The organism is Desertivirga xinjiangensis (assembly GCF_024436435.1).
Lineage (GTDB): Bacteria > Bacteroidota > Bacteroidia > Sphingobacteriales > Sphingobacteriaceae > Desertivirga > Desertivirga xinjiangensis.
The window spans coordinates 109,086-131,533 of the sequence record NZ_JAFMZP010000009.1 but is presented as its reverse complement, the minus strand read 5'-3'; the positions used below and the strand labels follow the sequence as shown (position 1 = coordinate 131,533).

Genomic DNA, 22,448 nt, shown 5'->3' with positions numbered 1-22,448 from the left:
ATGGAAGTCGACAAGATAAAAGAAGGAATTATCAGGTCTGCCCAAGAGCTTTTCCGAAAATATGGCTACCATAAAACCAGCGTTAACGAAATTGCAAAAAAAGCAAAAATAGCTAAAGCAACCATCTATAAGTACTTTGACAGTAAGGAGGTACTACTTCGCACCATATTAATGGATTACCTGCGAATCAGTGTCAATGAGATCATAGAAAACACGAACGAAGAAACTGACCGGCAAGTTTACGTAAGCAATCTTATCCTCAAAACGAGCCGTTTATCCTACGCTGTTTGTAATGAGTTTATTGGCTGGGATTTCATCCGTGAAAACACAAACTCCCAGGAATTCCTTAAACTCCTTTCCGACGATCTTGAGCAGTTGTTAATTTCCTCCTTCCTTGAAACCCACATGTTTAAGCATGAGGAGAATAGCCTCGAGAAACTTAACTTCTTAATTAAAGCAAGTAAGAGCATCGTATTTTCGTTTGCCTTTACATCGGTAAGCGATGCAGACGTACGCAAAAATTTCGTCAGTTTTCACAAAGAAATACTTCCCTACCTGGTGAAAGCAGCTATATAATCCGTCCAGGCAACAACCTCTGGTAAGCCAATCAGCATGCCTGCTATGGCAAAACCTAAAACTTTAGACTAATTTTGCAGCAGATGAAAAGAGTTCAGGCAGAAAAAAGACAAATACAGAATATCAGTGTAACAGATATCGCTGAAGAAGGCAAGGGTGTAGGAAAAGCAGAAGAATTGGTTTTATTTATTGAGAAGGCGGTACCTGGCGACTTAATAGATGCAGAGATCATACGCAAAAAGAAGAACTTCGCTGAAGCCAGAATTGTCCAGTTAATCAGGCCATCAGAACACCGTACCGAGCCATTTTGCCCGCACTTTGGCGTTTGCGGAGGTTGTAAATGGCAGCATATGTCGTACGACGCTCAGCTCATCTATAAACAAAAGAGTGTTACAAACGCATTGGAACGTTTAGGAAAAGTCGACACCTCAATCACCGAGCCAATCCTTCCCTCATTTGAAACACGTTATTACCGGAATAAACTTGAGTTTACTTTTTCAAATAAACGCTGGCTGACCAACGAGGATATGCAAGCGGGCGAGAGCCAGGAGATGAATGCTTTAGGCTTTCATGTTCCTTTAAGGTTTGATAAAATCCTTGATATTGAAACCTGCTATCTGCAGAGTAATCCTTCAAACGAGATCAGAAACCGCATCCGCGAATTTGCTTTAGCAAACAATATTTCTTTCTATGATCTGAGAAACCATGAAGGGGCACTTCGCAATCTTATCATCAGATCGAGCAGCACCGGTGAATTGATGGTGATTGTTGTTTTCGCCTATGCCAGCGATGAAGAAGTGCAGAAGCTAATGAACTTTGTTCAGGAGCGGTTTCCTCAAATAACATCCTTGCTTTACATCCTGAATCAGAAAAAGAACGACACCATTTTTGACCAGGAAATAAAAACATTTGCCGGCAGGGATCACATCTTTGAAGAGATGGAAGGTTTGACCTTTAAGATCGGGGCGAAATCTTTTTATCAAACTAATTCAATGCAGGCACATGAGCTATATATGATCACCCGCCAATTCGCCGGATTTAGTGGAGATGAACTGGTTTATGATTTATATACCGGAGCAGGTACTATTGCAAATTTCATAGCCAAGGGTGTTAAGAAAGTTATTGGAATTGAATATGTGCCAACCGCAATTGAAGATGCAAAGATCAACTCCGATATTAATAACATAAACAATACCACTTTCTATGCCGGCGATATGAAAGATATTCTAACTGCCTCTTTTGTGGAGCTGCATGGCAAGCCAGATGTGATTATCACTGACCCTCCAAGAGCTGGGATGCACGCTGATGTGGTAGAAAGATTGCTTGAAATTGAATCTCCCAAAATTGTATACGTAAGTTGTAATGCGGCTACTCAGGCAAGGGATATCGCTTTGTTGAATCAAAAGTATTCAGTTACAAAGATTCGTCCGGTAGATATGTTTCCACACACACAACACGTAGAAAATGTTGTTTTGCTAGAGTTGAATAGCTAAAGCTATCATAGGTTTAGTAGAAAATGTTGTTGTATAAATAGCTAAAGCTATCATGGGTTTGTAGAAAATCTTGTTGTATTAAATAGCTAAGCTATCTTAGGTTTAGTAGAAAATGTTGTTGTTTAATAGCTAAAGCTATCATGGGTTTGTAGAAAATCTTGTTGTATTAAATAGCTAAGCTATCATAGGTTTAGTAGAAAATGTTGTTGTTTAATAGCTAAAGCTATCATGGACTTAGTTGAGAATGTCTTATTAGAAATATTTTAAGCAAAAGATGGAATTACAGGATCTTCTTAATCAGCCGGAGGAAGGCGGCGGAGAATCACAAAGAAAAGAAAGCCCTCTTAAGAGCCTTGAACAGGATCTAAAACTATATAAAGAATCTCTGAAAGAAGTGTCTACCGAAATAATGGTAGAAGGTCTCTCGGCCTTTCCAATCTTTGTAGCTCACCAGCACGAGGTGAGTCTTGGTGAACCGATTTTAAACAGAGAAGATCTTGGAACCGGCTGGTCTATCCATGCCTCCACTCTGGAAGAGTTCGTAGAGAAAGGAATTATTCACAGAGACAAAAAAGACAGGTTTATTAAACAGTTTAAAAATCCGGATGATTTTATGTGTCTGTTTGTGGTTGTTCCGGAAGGAGCAAATTTTGTGTTTTATCCCTATCAAAATTAAAAACTCCATTTCGTAATTCAGTTCATTTCTCTATTTTCAGAAAAAATTAGCAAAGGATGGCAGACAAAAAAATTCTTGTTCTTGATAATACCCAGATTGAGCAAAAGACTACCAGGATGGCCTACCAGATCTGGGAAGATAATCTGGAGGAAAGCAGTTTAGTTATTGCCGGCATTGCAGATTACGGATATATTCTTGCTGAGCGTTTGCAGAAAGAGCTTCAGCAGATCTCTGGCATCGAGGTTCAGCTGATGAAGATCGAGCTGGATAAAAGTAGTTCCCATCTGAAGGCGATAACAGACATGAAAATAGAACAGTGTGCCAATAAAGTTGTAATCCTTGTTGACGACGTTTTAAACAGCGGGCGCACCTTAGCGTATGGCCTGGGAGTATTTCTCGATATCCCCCTGAAGAAGCTGCGTACTGCCGTACTGGTAAACCGGAGTCACAGGATCTTCCCGGTAACACCAGATTTTACCGGCCTTGAGTTAGCAACGGTAACTAAAGAACATGTGGACGTATTCCTGACAAGTAATAAAGAGGAGGATACCGTTTATCTACGCTGATAATCTTCAAAGATTGGCATGAAACTTTCCGGGCTGATGTTTATACCCTCTACAATTAGAGCAGCTTTGCTATAGTAGGGGTCACGCTCGCTCAGTTTTGAAGCAATAAATTCCTCCAGTTGCAGACCTTTCAAGCCTCTCAGCACCGGGCGTTCTTCTGAAGCAGTTTCTAACCGTCTGGCAAGCCCTTTGGCACTTAGAGAAATATAAACTGTGAGTCCCTTGTTATTCATCCAGTCCATATTATCAAAGAAACAGGGAGCACCTCCACCCGTGGCAACAACTGCGTTGTCAGAGAATCTTGTATTTTTAAGTATTTCGCTTTCCTTGATCCGGAAAGATTCTTCTCCAAATTCTGCAAAGTACTGTGGGATGCTCATTCCAACCTCAGCTTCGATTACTTTGTCAAGATCCACAAATGCATAAGACAATTTATTTGCTAATCTTTTGCCAAAGGTTGTTTTTCCACAACCCATAAAACCTACTAAAAATATGATCAAAACAATCCCTCTCTCTTTAAAAAAACATAATCTGTAACCGGCGGTGTGATGCCACTTTGTTTGAACTGAGCTGCGATCTGAGCTCTATGATAAGTAGAGTGGTTAACTACATGCAACAAAATATCGGAGATCACACTCTTAAAAGGCTCCCCCGCAAAACTGCGGTATTCTATCTCCTGACTAAGATCTAAGGATTCTAGCAATTGGAGGAGAGCTGAAATATTTTGTTCCTGGAGCTGTTTAAACGAACTTTGATTTTGCAGTGTCCAACTTTCAAATTCCGGCTTTATACCCTTTATACGACTAACCCACACATGCTGGGCATTTAAAACATGTCCAAAAAGTCTTTCCGCTTCAGGTAAGGGCTTATCTGCTTCAATGAATGTATTGACGACCCTTTTATCTGCCAGGTCGGTATATATTAATAAATCCCGGATCATACTATTTGTTGTCATTGCTGAAATAAACGTCTTCAAGATGCTGATAGGACGGCAGAGTATGAAAATGCCATTTATTTATCACTACGCCATCCTTTAATAAAATAAGGCCAGGGTTTGAACGCACCATACTTTTAAGCGGAACTGCATCGGCATAAAAAACTTCCATTGCCAGTTTGTTTTGTTGTTGAAACGCGGTAGCACTTTCCACCGAATTTGAAGTCAGCAAAACCGTCCTTATGTTAAAAGCTTCACCGGCGTTCATTGCAATCGCATTAAGATCTCCCAAGGCCCTGAGATTAGATTTTTCAAGATCATAAGCCACGATAACTAAATTATAGTATGGATTTTCTATCAACTCTAACGTGTAGTCGGTTCCCTGACTATCGCTGATCTTCAAATCCTTTATCTTTGGCTCAAATCCTTTGCTTACCAATTTTTTCTCCGGTTCACCTTTAATCTCCCAATTGGAATCTTTCCAGATCTCCGTTTTCATATACTCTTTATCGGTCATTGTTTTTGATTCCCCAGTTCTCTTATTTTTAAGAGAATAGGTAATTTCGTAAACATCTGCAGGCGCACCTTCGGGTACTTTCATATTCTCCGGCAAATTGGCACCAATATGATACGGCAAAAAGTCCTTTATCGGGAGATAATTATACGTATAAAGTCCGTATCCAAAGGCAAGAACACAAATACCATAAAGCGCTGCCTTTTGAGTTTTTTCTGATTTAAAAAGGGGCTGTATTTTAATACGGTTAACATAAATAAAAATGATCAGCACCAGTAATATCACATCTTTGGAAAACGATTGCCAGGGAGTAAGCGGAATGGCATCACCAAAGCAGCCACAACTTCTAACTACATCGAAAGCCGCTGAATAGAAAGTAAGAAATGTAAAAAAAACGATGGTAAGAAGCAGGCCTAAAGCCACCTTCGATGATCTTATTCCAAGAATCAATGCGGCACCCAGAATAATTTCAAGGGCACACAGAACAATAGATATCGCGACAGCGAAATTATTAAGAAAGCTAATATGGAACACCTCAAAATACTCCTGAAGTTTATATCCAAAACCCAGTGGGTCATTAGCTTTTATTAATCCTGAAAAAATGAACAATAAGCCGACCAGCACTCTAACTAAGCTTAAAGCGATGTTACGATCTCTGTTATTTATATTTCCATAGTTGTCTGTCATACCCATTCGTTTGTTAACCAGCCAAAGGGCGTTTTATTAAGGCAAAAACCGCGTAATTGATCATATCCTGATAGTTTGCTTTGATGCCTTCGGAAACCAATGTCGCTCCATCGTTATCTTCAATTTGTTTTACACGAAGCACTTTCATTAAAATAAGATCAGTTAAAGAACTTATTCTCATATCACGCCAGGCTTCACCGTAATCGTGATTCTTTGCAAACATCAGTTCTTTGGTCTCCCGTATTCTTTCATCGTACCATACTTCCACTTGTTCTGCAGGAATTTCGAAAGGACTGTTCCCGTCTAACTCCAATTGTATCATCGCAATCACACAGTAATTGATGATACCAATATATTCAGAAGTGATACTCTCCCCTACTTTGGACACTTTCTTTTCTTCGAGCGTACGAATACGTTGCGCTTTAATAAATATCTGATCAGTAATGGAACTTGGACGAAGGATACGCCATGCTGTTCCGTAATCTTTTGTTTTTCTGATAAAAAGATCTCTGCAGACTTTTATCACTGCGTCGTATTCTTCTGAAGTATTATTTGTCAAAACGTATTAATTATTTGATTAAGCTCCAAATAAACCAGTATTTTGTTGGTTTATGAGCGATAAAAATACAGTTTTTAATCAAAAGAAAACTATCAATGCTGGTGGCAGGCTAATAGATTTTTCCGTACCGAAAGTAATGGGAATCATAAATATCACTCCGGATTCATTTTATTCAGGGAACAGGTTCGGCTCGGCTGAACTGGCAATGAAGGCGGCAGAGGAAATGCTGAATGAAGGCGCTGATTTTCTTGATCTGGGTGCATATTCTTCCAGGCCGGGAGCTGATGATATTACTGAACAAGAAGAAAAAACAAGATTGATACCTGCTATAACCTCAATCAGAAAAGAATTTCCCGACGCTGTTCTCTCGATTGATACTTTCAGGTCGGGGGTTGCGGCAGCTGCCATAAATGAAGGTGCAGATATTATCAACGACATTTCAGGCGGTGAATTGGATTCAAAGATGGCCAAGACCGCAGCACACTTTGATGTTCCTTACATTTTAATGCATATGAAGGGAACTCCGCAGAGCATGAATAAAATGGCCGTTTATGAGGATATCTTTGGAGAAATGATGCAGTATTTTTCATTAAAGATCAAACTTCTGACAGAAGCCGGTGTAAAAGATATCATTATTGACCCGGGTTTCGGTTTCGCCAAGACAATAGAGCAAAATTTCGAACTGTTAAAAAAGTTCGAGCTATTTCAAATGACAGGGCTACCCTTGCTGGCAGGATTATCGAGAAAGTCAACGATCTGGAAAACCTTGAACATAAAAAGTGAAGATGCATTAAATGGAACAACGGTATTAAACACTATTGCTTTAATGAAAGGAGTCGATATTTTAAGGGTGCATGATGTAAGAGCCGCCGTCGAGGCGGTGAAACTGGTAGAACGAGTAGCTAATAATTGAGCATTTAATTAGCTTTTTCAAAAAAATTCCTAAATTCAGCTCATGAAGGGATTTGACCTGAGTTTCCTGCACCTGCGTTTCTTGGATTTTGTAGATATCATTCTGGTAGCATTTATAATATACTATGTCTACAATCTCATCAGGGGAACGATTGCCCTTAATATCCTGCTCGGCCTTATCATCATTTATCTGGTATTTCTTGTAACTAAACAATTGGAGATGCACTTGCTGAGTCAGCTTCTTGGCGGCTTTGTCAGTGTAGGCGTCCTAGCTCTAATAATAGTTTTTCAGCAGGAGATCCGGCGATTTTTACTGCTGATAGGGAAAAATGCCTCACTGCATAGAAACCGGCTTTGGAAAACATTTTTTGCCAGCAAAAAGGAAGTGGAGCAAAATAGTGCAATATCGTTGAAGCCTATTATTGATGCATGTAAATACATGCAAGTTACCCGTACAGGCGCCTTGATAGTATTCGCAAAATATTTTGATGAACAATATTATCAAAACAGCGGCGAACCAATGGATGCCTTAATCTCAAAAAGACTTATTGAAAGTATTTTTCAGAAGAACAGCCCCCTTCATGATGGCGCTGTGGTTATTTCTGACGGTAAAATAAGGTGCGCCAGTTGTATCCTGCCTCTGACAGATAATGAAAAGCTTCCGCCGCATTTTGGACTGAGACACCGTGCAGGCATTGGAATTTCTGAAATGAGTGATGCAGTTGCAGTAATTGTTTCTGAAGAAACAGGGACCATTTCCTATGCCAAGCAAGGCAGGGTAAAGATGAATTTGAATGCAGAAGATCTGGAAAAGCTACTCATGGCTGACATCTAAGCCCGATGCAAAAAAAATCCGGCAGAAGCCGGATTTTTCGTGTATATCTTATTAGCAATACTGCTCAAAGGCACCAATTAAATTATCGGCAATCATCTGAGCCGGACGACCTTCGATCTGGTGACGTTCAATCATATGAACCAGTTTTCCATCTTTAAACAAAGCCATTGAAGGTGAAGATGGAGGGTAAGGAAGCATAAAATTCCTGGCTGCATCAACAGCAGGTTTTTCAACACCAGCAAAAACAGTTATAAATCTGTCAGGATGCTTATCATTTTGAACTGCTGCTTTTGCCGCAGGACGCGCATTAGCTGCCGCACAACCACATACCGAATTTACCACCACAAACACGGTGCCTTCAGCTTTTATCGCTGCTTCCACTTCTTCAGGAGTTTTTAAATCCTGAAAACCAACTTTTGTCAGCTCCTCCCTCATTGGGGCTACTAAATATTCTGGGTACATATCCTTTTAAAATTTTTTTCGTATAAACCGTCTTGCAAAATTAACGCTCTGTAAGCAAAGCTAAAAATATAGGGCATCAATGATTTGTCACATTTCAATTGTTACGTCATTCGTAAAGATAAGATATTGATATTCATCCGGCAATCCGGTACTTTTGTAAACATTAAAAAAAAACAACTATGTCATCAGTAGAGACAACTTACATTCCTTACAAAGTGAAAGACATTTCCCTTGCAGAGTGGGGACGCAAAGAAATTGAACTAGCAGAGGCTGAAATGCCTGGCTTAATGGCCTTACGGGCTGAATTTGGAGCGTCGAAACCTTTACAGGGAGCCCGCATTGCAGGATGCTTACATATGACCATCCAAACAGCGGTATTGATAGAAACATTAACTGCGCTTGGCGCCGAAGTTACATGGTCATCCTGTAATATCTTTTCTACGCAAGACCATGCAGCTGCAGCAATTGCCGCCGCTGGCATTTCGGTTTATGCATGGAAAGGCATGAATGAGCAGGAGTTTGACTGGTGTATTGAACAGACTTTACATTTTGGTGAAGAGCGTCAGCCACTAAATATGATCTTGGACGATGGAGGTGACCTAACCAATATGGTTTTTGATATATACCCTGAATTGATTGCAGGGATCAGAGGCTTATCGGAAGAAACTACCACCGGAGTTCACCGTCTGTACGAGCGCATGAAGAATGGAACTCTCCATCTCCCTGCAATTAATGTAAACGATTCGGTTACCAAATCGAAATTTGACAACAAATATGGCTGCCGCGAATCATTGGTAGACGCTATACGCCGTGCAACAGATGTCATGATGGCTGGTAAAGTAGCTGTGGTAGCAGGATTTGGCGATGTGGGAAAAGGATCTGCAGATTCGCTTCGTAATGCCGGTGTCCGCGTAATTGTTACGGAAATAGATCCGATCTGTGCACTACAGGCTGCTATGGAAGGATTCGAAGTGAAGAAATTTTCAAACGCGGTGAAGGAGGCAGATATTATCGTTACAGCTACAGGAAACTGCGACATCGTTCGCGGCGAACACTTCAGGTCGCTTAAAGATAAAGCCATTGTTTGTAACATTGGCCACTTCGACAATGAAATTGACATGGCCTGGTTAAACCAAAATTATGGCAATACCAAGATTGAGATCAAGCCACAAGTCGACAAATACACCATTGACGGCAAAGATGTAATCATTTTAGCTGAAGGCCGTTTGGTAAACTTAGGTTGCGCTACAGGACATCCTTCATTTGTAATGTCTAACTCGTTTACAAACCAAACGCTTGCGCAGCTGGAGCTTTGGACAAACACAGACAAATACGAGAATAAGGTTTACACCCTACCTAAACATCTGGATGAAAAAGTTGCCCGTCTGCACCTTGCTAAAATAGGTGTGGAATTAGACGTATTAGACGAGCACCAGGCAGAATATATCGGTGTTGCTGTTGAAGGGCCGTTTAAATCGGATAGCTACAGATACTAAATAATTCAGGCAAAACCCCGGCAAAAACGGGGTTTTCTTATTTTTGAACATGACTAAACTATCTGTAAACATAAATAAGATTGCAACCCTTAGGAATTCCCGGGGAGGAAACAATCCCGATTTGATTAAAGCAGCTTTATCTTGTGAACATTTCGGAGCCGAGGGAATAACGGTGCACCCGCGCCCGGATGAACGTCATATCCGATACCAGGATGTTTATGAGCTTAAAGCGGCAATTACTACAGAATTTAATATAGAAGGAAATTGTCAGGAGCATAAATTCGTAGACTTGGTTCTGGCAAATAAGCCAGCTCAGGTAACATTGGTTCCGGATGCTCTCGGACAGTTAACCTCGAATCATGGTTGGGACACTATAAAATACCAGGACTATTTGAAAGATGTTATTCCTCAATTCAAAGACGCCGGGATACGGGTATCTATTTTTGTCGATCCAGATCCCAAAATGGTAGAAGCTGCTGCTACAACAGGGACAGACCGTGTGGAGTTATACACAGAGGCCTATGCTCATCAATACTTACATAACAAAGAACTGGCTATCGCGCCTTATATTGAAGCTGCTGAAGTTGCACGCCAGGCAGGACTTGGTTTGAATGCCGGGCATGATCTGGATTTACATAACTTAAAATACTTTGCTGATAATATTCCGGGACTGCTGGAAGTCAGTATAGGGCATGCCCTTATTAGCGATGCATTATATAGTGGTTTAGCCAATACTATTCAGATGTATTTAAGACGGTTAGGAAATCTATAGACCTGTCTGAACTTTACATAAAATCTACCAATCGACTTCTATTTGAATTGATAATAGGCCGCAAAATCAGTACTTTTGCGGCTTCTTTTTATACTCATTTCAATGAACTTAAATATTGATTTCCAGGAGAAGTTTGAGTTAAGGCATATAGCGCCCGACCATCAAGAAACGGCGGCTATGCTTAAGACGATTGGTGTAAGCTCGTTGCAGCAATTAGTGGAGCAAACTATCCCGGAAAAAATTCGCCTGCAGAAGCCACTTAACCTCCCAAAACCTGAGAGTGAATATGATTACTTAAAGAGACTTAAACAAGTTTCACTTAAAAACAAAGTATTCAAGTCTCACATAGGAAAGGGATATTACGATACCATCACTCCTCCTGTTATTCTCAGGAATATTTTTGAGAATCCGGGATGGTATACTCAGTACACACCATATCAGGCTGAAATTTCCCAGGGCAGATTGCAGGCCTTGCTTAATTTCCAGACAATGGTAATTGACCTTACCGGGATGGAAATAGCTAATGCATCATTACTTGACGAAGGTACAGCCGCAGCAGAAGCCATGTTTATGCAGTTCAGCCTGCGAAAAAACCAGCAGGCCAGAACTTTTTTCGTTTCGGAAGAACTGTTCCCCCAAACCATTGATATCTTAAAGACCCGGTCGGCGCCTTATGGAATTCACCTGGAGATTGGGAATCATCAAACGGCTGTTCTTACAGAAGACATGTTCGGCGCAATTGTTCAATACCCTGCCGGAGATGGTGCTGTTTACGATTATAAAGAGTTTGCTGAGAAAGCACACGCAAAAGGGATAAAGCTTACTGTCGTTGCTGATATCTTGAGTCTTGCCATTCTTACTCCTCCGGGAGAATGGGGTGCAGATGTAGTTGTAGGCAATACGCAGCGATTCGGAATTCCAATGGGTTTCGGTGGGCCTCATGCTGCGTTCTTCGCCACCAAGGAAGAATATAAGCGCTCTATTCCCGGTAGGATCATAGGCGTTACAATAGATGCTGCCGGAAACTATGCCTTGCGGATGGCCTTGCAAACCCGTGAACAACATATACGCAGGGACAAAGCAACATCAAATATTTGCACGGCGCAGGCACTCCTGGCCATCATGGCCGGCATGTACGCTGCTTATCACGGACAGGAAGGATTAATTAAGATTGCTCAACGTGTACATGGATTGGCAGTTCTATTGTCCGACTCTTTGAAATCACTTGGATACAAACAGGAGAACGAGGCGTTCTTTGACACCTTAAAATTTGAGCTCGGTGACTTAGCAAAACCGCTGAATGGGCTGGCTATAAATGAAGAAATCAACCTATACTATAAGGGTTCAAGTGTTAGCATAGCGATCGATGAGACAACTAACCTTGAAGACATCAAAACTATCATCAGAGTTTTCGCCCGGCTTAAGGCTAAAACCTTAAATGATCTAAACATCGATGAGCTAAAGGCATCCATAAAAACAAGTATTCCCACAGAACTTATCCGTACTACAGATTTCTTAACACACCCCGTCTTTAACACACATCATTCAGAACATGAGATGCTGCGTTATATTAAATCACTGGAGGCAAAGGACTTGTCGCTTTGCCATTCTATGATTCCATTAGGGTCGTGTACGATGAAACTAAATGCGACTACTGAAATGATTCCGGTTACCTGGAACCATTACAGTAAGATCCATCCATTTGCTCCCTCCGATCAGGTTGGCGGCTATATGCAGGTGATTGATGAGTTAAATAAGTGGTTAAGCGAGATAACCGGCTTTTCAACAATGAGCTTCCAGCCTAATTCAGGCGCTCAGGGAGAGTATGCCGGATTGATGGTGATCAGAGCGTTTCACATGGACAGGAACGAGGGACACAGAAATATTGCGCTTATCCCCGCTTCCGCTCATGGCACTAACCCTGCTTCTGCAGCTATGGCGGGAATGAAAATTGTGGTAGTAAAATGTGACGAAAATGGAAACATTGACGTTGAGGACCTGAGAAACAAAGCTCAGGAGCATAAACATGACCTATCCTGCCTGATGGTTACTTACCCTTCTACACATGGAGTGTTTGAAGAATCCATCATTGAAATATGTCAGATCATTCACGAGAATGGCGGGCAGGTTTACATGGACGGGGCCAATATGAACGCTCAGGTTGGCTTAACCAGTCCGGCGTCTATCGGTGCTGATGTATGCCATTTGAACCTCCATAAAACATTCTGTATCCCACACGGTGGTGGAGGACCAGGTATGGGCCCTATTGGTGTAGCTAAGCATTTGGCACCATACCTCCCAGGACATCCGCTTGTAGATATTGAAAATGGCAAGTCTATCCATGCGGTTTCTTCAGCACCCTGGGGTTCTGCCTCTATATTGCTGATCTCTCATGCCTATATCGCAATGATGGGCAGCGAAGGTTTAACCAATGCTACCCGGTACGCTATTTTAAACGCAAACTATATAAAGTCACGCCTGGAGACTCATTATCCTGTACTTTATACTGGAAGTAATGGTCGCTGTGCTCATGAGATGATCCTTGATTGCCGTTCTTTCAAGAGTTCAGGTATAGAAGTTACAGACATTGCAAAACGTTTAATGGACTATGGTTTTCATGCGCCGACCGTATCATTCCCTGTTGCAGGGACATTAATGGTTGAGCCTACTGAATCAGAACCTAAACATGAATTAGACCGGTTTTGCGATGCCCTGATCGCTATACGTAAAGAAATTGCAGCGATCGAAAGCGGAGCTTCAGACAGAAATAATAATCCGCTGAAAAATGCGCCTCACACTGCTGCTGTAGTAACTGGATCAGAGTGGAATAAGCCTTATGGCAGAGAACAGGCTGCATTCCCGCTTACTTATGTTGCCGAAAATAAGTTCTGGCCATCTGTTGGCCGCGTGAACGACACTTATGGTGACCGAACATTTATATGCTCATGTCCTCCTATTGAGGACTACCAGGAGGCATAAAAGCAAAAAGCTCCGGAACAATATTCCGGAGCTTTTTTGTAACAGCTGTCTTTCAATTACTTTACTGAAGTATCTAAGGCAAACACTTTTCCCAGATTATCGGAATTGCTGCAGCTAACTTTAAGATCCTTTAACAGGCCTGTCCGGATATCAATAACCCATCCATGCACCTGAAGATCATCTCTCTCTTTCCATGCATTTTGTATGATAGTTGTTTTACACAAATTAAACACCTGTTCGATGGTGTTAAGCTCAACCAGCCTGTCAGTTCTCTTTTGATCATCTGTTATCAGATCCAGTTCGTGTGCATGTAAGCGATAAACGTCTTTTATGTGACGCAGCCAGTTGTCAATTAATCCATACTGTTTATTGCTCATAGCGGCAGCAACTCCTCCACAACCATAATGCCCTGCAACGATTACATGTTTCACCTTCAGAACATTCACAGAATAATCAAGCACGCTTAGCATATTCATGTCTGAATGCACACATACATTAGCGATATTACGATGCACAAATACCTCTCCGGGCTTAGTGTTGGTAACCTGGTTAGCCGGCACACGGCTATCAGAGCAACCGATCCATAATACTTCAGGCTTTTGTCCGGAAGCTAGCGTGGTAAAATAGTCAGGATCAGTTGACAACTGCTCTGCAACAAAGGTTCTGTTTCCTTCTAGTAATTGCTGGTATGTATGGTTAGTTTCGTTTTTTATATCTTCAGTCATTTGAGTCTACATTTTATTGTTAAGAAGTAACTTGTTCAACCTTTTCAGGTTTTAAAATCAGGTCCTTTAATTGGGGCACATCATATCTGTGCTTCACATTTACTAACTGAACGATTATGCCCTTACTATAGGCATTGTGTTTGAAATTATGGATAATTTCCAGAACATCCGAATCAATGTATCTTGAGTTTGTTCCGTCAATCACAATATTTGTTTCGTTTGGCAAATGGTTTAAGGTATACTGAATTGCGGCTTTATTAAGAAAAGAAACTTCCTCAGCAAGTTTAATTGTAATGAGCTTCTTATCGCCATTCCTCTCAATAGTGTAAAAGTATGGATTACGGAGATTATTTCTTAGTATATAGAATACACCGATCATCATACCGATAGCGACACCTTTTAACAAATCGGTAAACACCACCGCTAATATAGTGGCGGCAAATGGAATAAACTGACCTTTACCTTCTTTCCACATTTTTTTGAAAAGATCGATTTTAGCTAGTTTATATCCCGTCATTAAGAGGATTGCTGCCAGACAGGACAATGGAATACTATTGAGCAGTCCGGGAATCAGTAACAGAGAAAGCAATAACCAAAGACCGTGAAATATCGCACTTACTTTAGTCTTTCCACCTGAGTTCACATTCGCAGATGAACGTACAATCACAGCTGTCATTGGCAAGCCACCTAAAAGACCACTTGTCATATTTCCGACGCCTTGAGCTACCAATTCCCTGTTGGTAGGTGAAACCCTTTTATAAGGATCGATCTTATCTACAGCCTCAACACTCAATAAGGTTTCAAGACTGGCTACTACAGCTATAGTACCAGCTACCACCCATACGTCCGGATTGGCAATCTGTGAAAAGTCAGGAGAGATAAACAGATCTTTGAATTCAGAAAAAGAATTCACTACGGGAATCTGTACCAGATGTTCAGCCTTTATTTCGAAGCCAGTGCCTTTAAATACAAAAGCAAAAAGTATACCTATCGCAACCACGAGCAGGGGCGCAGGTACGGCACTCAGTTTTTTAAACTTTGGCCAGTAAATCAATACTAACAAAGATACAGAGCTAATAATTACAGCACCGTAACTAATCTTGCTTAAAGCAGTAGTGATCGCTGAAAAAGTATTCTCAGAGCCGCCAGAACTGAAGCTTTCGTCTCCCTCATAAGAGGCATCATAGCCTACTGCATGCGGTATCTGTTTTAGAATCAAAATGATACCAATTGCCGCCAGCATGCCCTCGATAACCGAAGACGGGAAATAACTAGCTATTGTTCCAGCTTTGATAATTCCAAGTAAGATCTGAAGCACCCCGGCCAATAATATTGCCAATAGAAACGTCTCGTACGCGCCTAATTTGGCTATAGCTCCAAAAACTATCACCGTAAGACCAGCTGCCGGCCCACTTACACTTAACTGCGAGCCACTTATTGATGCAGTTACTATGCCACCCAATATTCCGGTAAGAAGTCCAGCAAAAAGTGGAGCTCCGGATGCTAATGCGATACCCAAACACAGGGGTAAAGCCACAAGAAAAACCACAATACTAGATGGTAAATCTTTTTTTAAATTGGCTGGCGAAAAATATTTTTTGAAATCAGTTGATGCAGACACATTTTTAGCTGCCATATACAATACGTTTATTTTTGTCAATTACTCATAAAAATCCTCGTCCAGTCTAATATTTAGACGGATATAAGAGAAAAGGGAAATTGATTAAACGTTCGGAGGCGGAGTGGGGACAGAGGGATAGAAGGCTTGTATGTGTTTCGCGTGATCGTCATTACCAGCAGTAGTCTCTAAAAGAATCTCCGGACCTTGAATTGCCAGGGAATAGCTGGTAATGGTTAAATACTCTTTGACCGAGATCTCCTTCACATCGGTAGGCTTTGAATTATGCTCGATCTCCAGTTGCATGATCGCCGCATTAACAGACTCCGAGTTAAAATGGGCTACAATCAACGGGGCAATAGTAATAGCCATCTTGCCAAAGAAGACTATTAAAAATACAACGCTGAAGAGTTTATTAGCAACTGCCCTACTCATAATTTTTTTTTCTGCAAACAAAGATAACTGGCCTATGTAAAAATATACAAATCCTTTTACAAAAAAACCCTAGCCAGCTTTTTCTGCGACAAAGTTTAAAACGCTGAAGTTAAGTGAAAGTTGTTCTACCTGCAAAAAAAATTGTCGGCGAACCGTCAAAGAGTTACAAGGGTAGCTAGATAATAATATGTAATTTCGCAGTGCATTAAACTATCAGGATGGCTAAGGTTGCAGGCAAAGCGTATGATATAAACTTGTTAAAAAGAATCTTTCAGTATGTTAAACCGTACAGGCGGGTCTTTTTCTGGTCTCTTGTTCTGACTATCACTATTGCACCTCTGGCTCCTCTCAGGCCTTTTCTAATAGAATATGCTCTGGACAATTACATCCTGGGTGAAGATAAGAGCGGACTGATCATGATGACAGCTATCATGCTGGCGCTACTGTTTATCCAAACAGGGATGCAGTACTATCTCACCTTTTTCACAAATGTACTCGGCCAATCAACTATCAGGGATCTGCGGATCAACGTTTTTAACCATATTAGTAAATTAAAGCTCAAATATTTCGACAAAACGCCTATCGGACAACTAATTACACGCACAGTTTCTGACCTTGAAACAATTGCTGATATATTTTCGGAAGGCTTGATCGTGATAGTTGGAGATATTCTTCAACTCATTGCTATTATGGCTTTCATGTTTTATACGGACTGGCGGCTTTCGCTTGTTGTTCTAATACCTATGCCTCTTTTGATAGCTGCTACCTATATCTTCAAAGAATCAATTAAAGCTGCCTTCCAGGAAGTGAGAACCCAGGTTTCACAATTAAACACATTTCTGCAGGAACACATTACAGGCATGAATATCATCCAGTATTTTGCACGGGAGGACCAGGAAATGGAGAAGTTTACTAAAATAAATGCGCAGCACCGGGATGCACATATACGCTCCAATTGGTATTATTCTATCTTCTTTCCGGTGGTAGAGATAATTTCTGCTCTTTCCATCGGCTTACTTGTATGGTATGGATCGAAATCAGTCATCGAACATCATACTTCTCCCGGCGTAGTGGTTGCATTCATTATGTATATCAACATGATGTTTCGTCCAATCCGGGAGCTTGCCGATAAATTCAATACACTTCAGATGGGAATGGTTGGAGCAGACAGAATTTTCACAGTGCTTGACACGCCGGAAGTAGAGGAAGATCATGGAACATTAAGCTGTGACAAGGTTCACGGAAGAATCGAATTTGAGAATGTATGGTTTGCATACAATGAAGAAGACTGGGTGTTGAAAGGGATCAGCTTTAATGTAAATCCCGGGGAAACTCTCGCCTTGGTTGGCGCCACGGGAGCAGGAAAATCATCGGTCATAAATCTCCTAAATAGATTTTATCAGATCAATAAGGGCAGTATAAAGATTGACGGAAAAGATATCCGGGAGTACAAACTCGATTTTCTACGTTCCCAAATTGGGACGGTGATTCAGGATGTGTTTCTCTTTTCAGACTCCATCGCGAATAATATCAGCTTAAATAACCCGGCTATCAGTCTGGAAGCTATTAAGGCTGCCGCAAGAGATGCAGGCGCAGAAGATTTTATCAAAAGACTCCCTGGAGGGTATGATTATGATGTCATGGAACGTGGAGCAACGTTATCCTCCGGACAAGCCCAATTACTCTCATTTGTGCGGGCACTGGTTTACGATCCTAAAATACTGGTTTTAGACGAGGCAACGTCGTCAGTTGATACAGAAACAGAGCATTTAATTCAGCTGGCAATACAAAAGCTTATGCATGGCCGCACCTCTATTGTCATTGCCCACAGGCTGTCGACCATACAAAATGCAGATAAGATCATTGTTTTGGATCATGGTGAAATCAAAGAGTCGGGAAGCCATCAGGATCTGCTAAAACTTAATGGTTATTATAAACGACTATACGACCTGCAGTTTAATTCCTCAGGAATTGAAAAAAGTAATATCTGATACCTGTCAACTATCAAGGGTACCGGATTTCATTTGAATGTAAATTGTTCTCATTCGCTATTGAAACACTGATATTTTTTTCTTTTTCTCGGATTTCCTAAAATTGATTTGTAAAAATTATCTAAGTTTGCACAACTTTAAAAACCGATCAATGAGTGTATTAGTAAATAAAGATTCAAAAGTAATCGTTCAAGGTTTTACCGGCAACGAAGGTACTTATCATGCGTCGCAAATGATTGAGTACGGAACGCAAGTAGTGGGTGGGGTAACACCAGGAAAAGGTGGTCAATCTCACTTAGACAGACCTGTATTCAACACTGTGAAAGACGCTGTTGAACAAACCGGCGCTGATGTTTCTATCATTTTCGTACCTCCTGCATTCGCTGCAGATGCAATCCTGGAAGCAGCCGAAGCTGGCATCAAAGTTATTGTTTGTATTACTGAAGGTATCCCGACAAAGGATATGATCCTGGTTAAAGAATACATTAAAGACAGAGATTGCCGTTTAATTGGCCCTAACTGCCCTGGTATTATCACTGCAGACGAAGCGAAAATCGGCATCATGCCAGGCTTCATTTTCAAAAAAGGAAATGTTGGTGTTGTATCCAAATCAGGAACTTTAACATATGAAGCGGTTGATCAGGTAGTTAAAGCCGGCTTGGGTATTACTACAGCTATTGGAATTGGTGGTGACCCTATCATCGGAACACCAACTGTTGAAGCTGTTAAATTGCTAATGAACGATCCGGAGACCAAAGGTATCATTATGATTGGTGAAATCGGCGGAGGAATGGAAGCTGAAGCAGCTCATTGGATCAAAGAAAACGGAACAAAGCCAGTAGTTGGTTTCATCGCGGGTCAGACAGCTCCTCCCGGACGCCGTATGGGACACGCCGGAGCAATCGTGGGCGGAGCAGATGATACTGCTGCAGCTAAAATGCGGATCATGGCAGAATGCGGAATCCGCGTGGTTGAATCACCGGCTGAAATCGGTGCTGCAATGGCCGAAGAGCTCAGCAAAGTATTAGCATAAATCAAAAGATCTATATATGAAAAACCTGGCTTTGCGGTCAGGTTTTTTTTGCCCTAAAAAGAAAGGGCTCCGTTTCTTTAGAACAGAGCCCTTTCTTTTATTAGCGAAGCGACAAGCGTTACGCCTGTTGTTTCAATTTGATGATGTTTAAAGCAGCACCAGCTTTAAACCACTCAATTTGTTGCTCATTATAAGTGTGGTTCACAGGGAATGAATCCTGAGTACCATCCGCATGATGTAAAACAACTGTTAGTTGTTTACCAGGAGCGAATTCAGTCAGACCCAATACATCGATCACGTCATCTTCCTGAACCTTGTTATAATCGTTAACATCAGCAAAGGTAATTCCCAACATACCTTGCTTCTTAAGGTTTGTTTCATGGATACGGGCGAAAGATTTCACTAATATTACCCTAACACCTAAATGCCGCGGCTCCATAGCTGCATGTTCGCGGGATGAACCTTCACCGTAATTTTCGTCACCGACCACTATAGTTCCGATACCAGCTGCTTTATAGGCACGTTGAGTCGCAGGAACTGGTCCGTACTCCCCATTTAGCTGGTTTTTTACTGAGTCCGCAGTATCATTAAAGTAATTGATAGCACCAATCAACATGTTGTTGGAAATATTGTCAATGTGTCCGCGGAATTTCAACCATGGGCCAGCCATTGAAATATGGTCAGTTGTACACTTACCCTTAGCTTTGATAAGGAGACGAAGACCATGGAGATCTGTGCCTTCCCAAACAGGGAAAGACTCTAGCAACTGTAAACGGCTTGATTTTTCATCAACAATTACTTCAACTTTGCTCCCGTCGACAGCTGGTGCCTGATAACCTGCATCTTCCACAGCATATCCTTTTACTGGCATTTCGAGACCTTGTGGTTCGTCTAATTTCACGGCCTGACCACTTTCATTAATTAAAGTGTCAGTCATAGGGTTAAAGGTTAAATCTCCGGCAATAGCAAGTGCTGTTACGATTTCCGGAGAAGCAACGAAGGCGTGAGTATTAGGGTTTCCATCCTGACGCTTAGCGAAGTTTCTGTTAAAAGAAGTGATAATGGAGTTTTTACGGGTTGGATCGTCGGTATGACGAGCCCACTGACCGATACATGGACCACAGGCATTTGCCAAAACCACTCCACCGATCTGATCAAAAGTGTTCAAATAACCATCGCGCTCAACAGTGTAACGAACCAGTTCAGACCCTGGAGTTACGGTGTATTCCGATTTTGCTTTTAAGTTTTTATCAACAGCTTGCTGTGCAAGAGAAGCTGCACGTGTAATATCTTCATAAGAAGAGTTAGTACAAGAACCGATCAAGCCAACATCTAATTTCGCAGGCCAGTTGTTTTCTCTGACAGCAGCAGCGAATTTAGAAAGCGGCCATGCCAAGTCGGGTGTAAATGGACCGTTTATATGTGGTTCAAGTTCTGAAAGGTTAATTTCAATAACCTGGTCAAAATATTGCTCAGGATTTGCATACACTTCATCATCGCCAGTTAAATGCTGTTTAACCTGATTAGCGAGATCAGCAATATCAGCTCTTTCTGTACCACGCAAATAAGTTTCTGCTTTCTCATCATAACCGAATACTGAGGTAGTAGCTCCAATTTCAGCACCCATGTTACAGATGGTTGCCTTTCCTGTAGCTGAAAGAGAGCGGGCTCCTTCACCAAAGTACTCAACGATAGCTCCTGTACCACCTTTTACGGTTAAGATACCAGCCACCTTAAGGATAACATCCTTCGCAGATGCCCAACCTGAAAGCTTGCCGGTTAGTTTAACACCAATCAATTTTGGAAATTTAAGCTCCCAGGCAAAACCAGCCATTACATCACAAGCGTCAGCTCCACCCACACCAATGGCGATCATTCCTAACCCCCCGGCATTTGGAGTATGAGAATCCGTCCCAATCATCATACCTCCAGGAAATGCATAGTTCTCAAGAACAACCTGGTGGATGATACCTGCACCCGGTTTCCAGAATCCTATTCCATACTTATTAGAAACAGATGAAAGGAAGTCGTAAACTTCTTTATTTGTTGAGTTTGCTACACTTAAATCTTCAACCGCCCCAACTTTTGCCTGAATTAGGTGGTCACAGTGTACTGTTGAAGGTACAGCAACCTGAGGGCGACCCGCCTGCATAAATTGCAATAAAGCCATCTGCGCTGTTGCATCCTGCATGGCAACGCGGTCTGGGGCGAAATCTACATAAGAAGCGCCTCTTTGATAAGCTTCAGTAGCTTCTCCCGCCCATAAATGGGAATAAAGGATCTTCTCTGTTAAAGTTAAAGGTTTGCCTACAGTTTTTCTTGCAGCTTCTACGCGACCAGCCAGATTACTGTAGACCTTTTGGATCATTTCTATATCAAATGCCATTGGTAATTGATTTTTATTTGTTAAAACTTAGAAACCAACCTAATAAGGCTGATTCCCGCGAAATTACGAAAAATGACGAATAGATATTGCCTAAATCATGTCAATTTTTATTTAGAAAAGTTCTAATCTATAGTAACTCAAATTCATAACCTTCGAGATTCCATTTCTCCAGAGCACGGGGCAACACATATTCCAACCGATCGAAAGCTTTTAAACTATCATGAAACACAATTATTGAGCCGGGACGTGTATATTTTAAAACGTTACTAAGACATTTCTCAGGCGATAGATTGGGGTCAAAATCACCGCTTAACACATCCCACATAATGATTTGCAAGTCAGGACTCAACTCTTTCAGCTTTGAGATCTGATTCCTTTTAATTCGACCGTAAGGCGGCCGAAAGAGGTGTGAGTGCATTAACTTATCGCACTTAAGATAATTATCTATATAATGTGCGGTATCTGTTTTCCAACCTTTTAAATGATTGAAGGTATGATTACCTATTGCATGTCCCTCCGTCTTTATTTCCTCAAATATTCCGGGATGCTTCCTGATATTGTCTCCAATGCAGAAAAATGTCGCCTTAGCATTGTACCTTTTTAAGGTCTCCAGTACAAATGGCGTTACATGAGGTATAGGTCCATCATCAAAAGTGATATAAATATGCCAGGAGCGTTTATTCTTTCGCCAGGTAAGTGACGGATAAAGCCAGCGCAGAAAAAAAGGTGTTCTAACTAGATACATCAAATGCGGGATGAATTGCAATTTTACGCAAAAAGAACAGTATGTGACATTGCG

General features: G+C 41.3%; 21 protein-coding genes. 11 read left to right on the top strand and 10 right to left on the bottom strand.

Annotation, left to right across the window (positions count from 1 at the left end):
- The 4 genes from J3P37_RS19055 (at position 1) to J3P37_RS19040 (ending at position 3,311) form a co-directional block, all read left to right on the top strand.
- Complete coding sequence (locus tag J3P37_RS19055) at positions 1 to 576, top strand: TetR/AcrR family transcriptional regulator (RefSeq protein ID WP_256012951.1); 576 nt, start codon at positions 1 to 3, stop codon at positions 574 to 576.
- 83 nt (positions 577 to 659) lie between these two features.
- Positions 660 to 2,069, top strand: coding sequence for a 23S rRNA (uracil(1939)-C(5))-methyltransferase RlmD (rlmD, locus tag J3P37_RS19050; RefSeq protein WP_256012950.1), 1,410 nt, complete (start codon positions 660 to 662; stop codon positions 2,067 to 2,069).
- A 274-nt stretch (positions 2,070 to 2,343) separates the two neighbouring features.
- The gene (locus J3P37_RS19045; RefSeq protein WP_256012949.1) at positions 2,344 to 2,745 is read left to right on the top strand and encodes a hypothetical protein; all 402 of its coding nucleotides are present in this window, start codon (positions 2,344 to 2,346) and stop codon (positions 2,743 to 2,745) included.
- Positions 2,746 to 2,801: 56 nt separating this feature from the next.
- Positions 2,802 to 3,311: a phosphoribosyltransferase family protein gene (locus J3P37_RS19040; protein ID WP_256012948.1), complete on the top strand. Its 510-nt coding sequence runs from the start codon at positions 2,802 to 2,804 to the stop codon at positions 3,309 to 3,311.
- Here the strand turns inward: J3P37_RS19040 and J3P37_RS19035 are convergent.
- From J3P37_RS19035 to J3P37_RS19020, 4 genes are read right to left on the bottom strand one after another with little or no spacing between them, the layout of a single operon-like run.
- Entirely contained in the window at positions 3,299 to 3,811 is a 513-nt protein-coding gene (locus J3P37_RS19035) for a shikimate kinase (RefSeq protein ID WP_256012947.1), read from the bottom strand. The genes J3P37_RS19040 and J3P37_RS19035 overlap by 13 nt on opposite strands.
- A complete protein-coding gene (locus J3P37_RS19030; protein WP_256012946.1) occupies positions 3,808 to 4,266 on the bottom strand; it encodes a DinB family protein in 459 nt (152 codons plus the stop codon). Before J3P37_RS19030 ends, J3P37_RS19035 begins: the two co-directional genes overlap by 4 nt.
- A complete protein-coding gene (locus J3P37_RS19025; RefSeq protein ID WP_256012945.1) occupies positions 4,253 to 5,446 on the bottom strand; it encodes a BT_3928 family protein in 1,194 nt (397 codons plus the stop codon). Before J3P37_RS19025 ends, J3P37_RS19030 begins: the two co-directional genes overlap by 14 nt.
- Positions 5,447 to 5,459: 13 nt before the next feature.
- The gene (locus J3P37_RS19020) at positions 5,460 to 6,005 is read right to left on the bottom strand and encodes a DUF1599 domain-containing protein (protein WP_256012944.1); all 546 of its coding nucleotides are present in this window, start codon (positions 6,003 to 6,005) and stop codon (positions 5,460 to 5,462) included.
- A 52-nt stretch (positions 6,006 to 6,057) separates the two neighbouring features.
- Here J3P37_RS19020 and folP point away from each other — a divergent pair, with 52 nt between their 5' ends.
- The gene (gene folP, locus J3P37_RS19015) at positions 6,058 to 6,918 is read left to right on the top strand and encodes a dihydropteroate synthase (protein ID WP_256012943.1); all 861 of its coding nucleotides are present in this window, start codon (positions 6,058 to 6,060) and stop codon (positions 6,916 to 6,918) included.
- Positions 6,919 to 6,960: 42 nt separating this feature from the next.
- The gene (gene cdaA, locus J3P37_RS19010; RefSeq protein ID WP_256012942.1) at positions 6,961 to 7,752 is read left to right on the top strand and encodes a diadenylate cyclase CdaA; all 792 of its coding nucleotides are present in this window, start codon (positions 6,961 to 6,963) and stop codon (positions 7,750 to 7,752) included.
- A 51-nt stretch (positions 7,753 to 7,803) separates the two neighbouring features.
- On the opposite strand, the gene J3P37_RS19005 is transcribed toward cdaA, so the two are convergent.
- On the bottom strand, positions 7,804 to 8,214 hold the full coding sequence (locus tag J3P37_RS19005; RefSeq protein WP_256012941.1) for a BrxA/BrxB family bacilliredoxin: 411 nt from the start codon (positions 8,212 to 8,214) through the stop codon (positions 7,804 to 7,806).
- A 179-nt stretch (positions 8,215 to 8,393) separates the two neighbouring features.
- Here J3P37_RS19005 and ahcY point away from each other — a divergent pair, with 179 nt between their 5' ends.
- The 3 genes from ahcY to gcvP all read left to right on the top strand — a co-directional run bounded on the left by ahcY (position 8,394) and on the right by gcvP (position 13,461).
- Positions 8,394 to 9,710, top strand: a complete 1,317-nt coding sequence (gene ahcY, locus J3P37_RS19000) for an adenosylhomocysteinase (protein WP_256012940.1) — start codon at positions 8,394 to 8,396, stop codon at positions 9,708 to 9,710.
- Between the two features lie 49 nt (positions 9,711 to 9,759).
- Complete coding sequence (locus J3P37_RS18995) at positions 9,760 to 10,482, top strand: pyridoxine 5'-phosphate synthase (protein ID WP_256012939.1); 723 nt, start codon at positions 9,760 to 9,762, stop codon at positions 10,480 to 10,482.
- Between the two features lie 102 nt (positions 10,483 to 10,584).
- On the top strand, positions 10,585 to 13,461 hold the full coding sequence (gene gcvP, locus J3P37_RS18990) for an aminomethyl-transferring glycine dehydrogenase (RefSeq protein WP_256012938.1): 2,877 nt from the start codon (positions 10,585 to 10,587) through the stop codon (positions 13,459 to 13,461).
- A 56-nt stretch (positions 13,462 to 13,517) separates the two neighbouring features.
- On the opposite strand, the gene J3P37_RS18985 is transcribed toward gcvP, so the two are convergent.
- The 3 genes from J3P37_RS18985 to J3P37_RS18975 all read right to left on the bottom strand — a co-directional run bounded on the left by J3P37_RS18985 (position 13,518) and on the right by J3P37_RS18975 (position 16,239).
- A complete protein-coding gene (locus J3P37_RS18985; RefSeq protein WP_256012937.1) occupies positions 13,518 to 14,186 on the bottom strand; it encodes a carbonic anhydrase in 669 nt (222 codons plus the stop codon).
- Between the two features lie 19 nt (positions 14,187 to 14,205).
- Positions 14,206 to 15,822: a SulP family inorganic anion transporter gene (locus J3P37_RS18980; protein WP_256012936.1), complete on the bottom strand. Its 1,617-nt coding sequence runs from the start codon at positions 15,820 to 15,822 to the stop codon at positions 14,206 to 14,208.
- 87 nt (positions 15,823 to 15,909) lie between these two features.
- Positions 15,910 to 16,239, bottom strand: coding sequence for a hypothetical protein (locus tag J3P37_RS18975; RefSeq protein WP_256012935.1), 330 nt, complete (start codon positions 16,237 to 16,239; stop codon positions 15,910 to 15,912).
- Positions 16,240 to 16,457: 218 nt separating this feature from the next.
- Here J3P37_RS18975 and J3P37_RS18970 point away from each other — a divergent pair, with 218 nt between their 5' ends.
- Both J3P37_RS18970 and sucD read left to right on the top strand, forming a co-directional pair.
- Positions 16,458 to 18,230, top strand: coding sequence for an ABC transporter ATP-binding protein (locus tag J3P37_RS18970; protein ID WP_256012934.1), 1,773 nt, complete (start codon positions 16,458 to 16,460; stop codon positions 18,228 to 18,230).
- Positions 18,231 to 18,381: 151 nt separating this feature from the next.
- Positions 18,382 to 19,263, top strand: coding sequence for a succinate--CoA ligase subunit alpha (sucD, locus tag J3P37_RS18965; protein ID WP_256012933.1), 882 nt, complete (start codon positions 18,382 to 18,384; stop codon positions 19,261 to 19,263).
- A gap of 118 nt (positions 19,264 to 19,381) precedes the next feature.
- Here the strand turns inward: sucD and J3P37_RS18960 are convergent, their stop codons facing one another.
- Both J3P37_RS18960 and J3P37_RS18955 read right to left on the bottom strand, forming a co-directional pair.
- On the bottom strand, positions 19,382 to 21,649 hold the full coding sequence (locus J3P37_RS18960; RefSeq protein WP_256012932.1) for an aconitate hydratase: 2,268 nt from the start codon (positions 21,647 to 21,649) through the stop codon (positions 19,382 to 19,384).
- A gap of 127 nt (positions 21,650 to 21,776) precedes the next feature.
- A complete protein-coding gene (locus J3P37_RS18955; protein ID WP_256012931.1) occupies positions 21,777 to 22,394 on the bottom strand; it encodes a polysaccharide deacetylase family protein in 618 nt (205 codons plus the stop codon).
- Positions 22,395 to 22,448 lie beyond the last annotated feature (54 nt).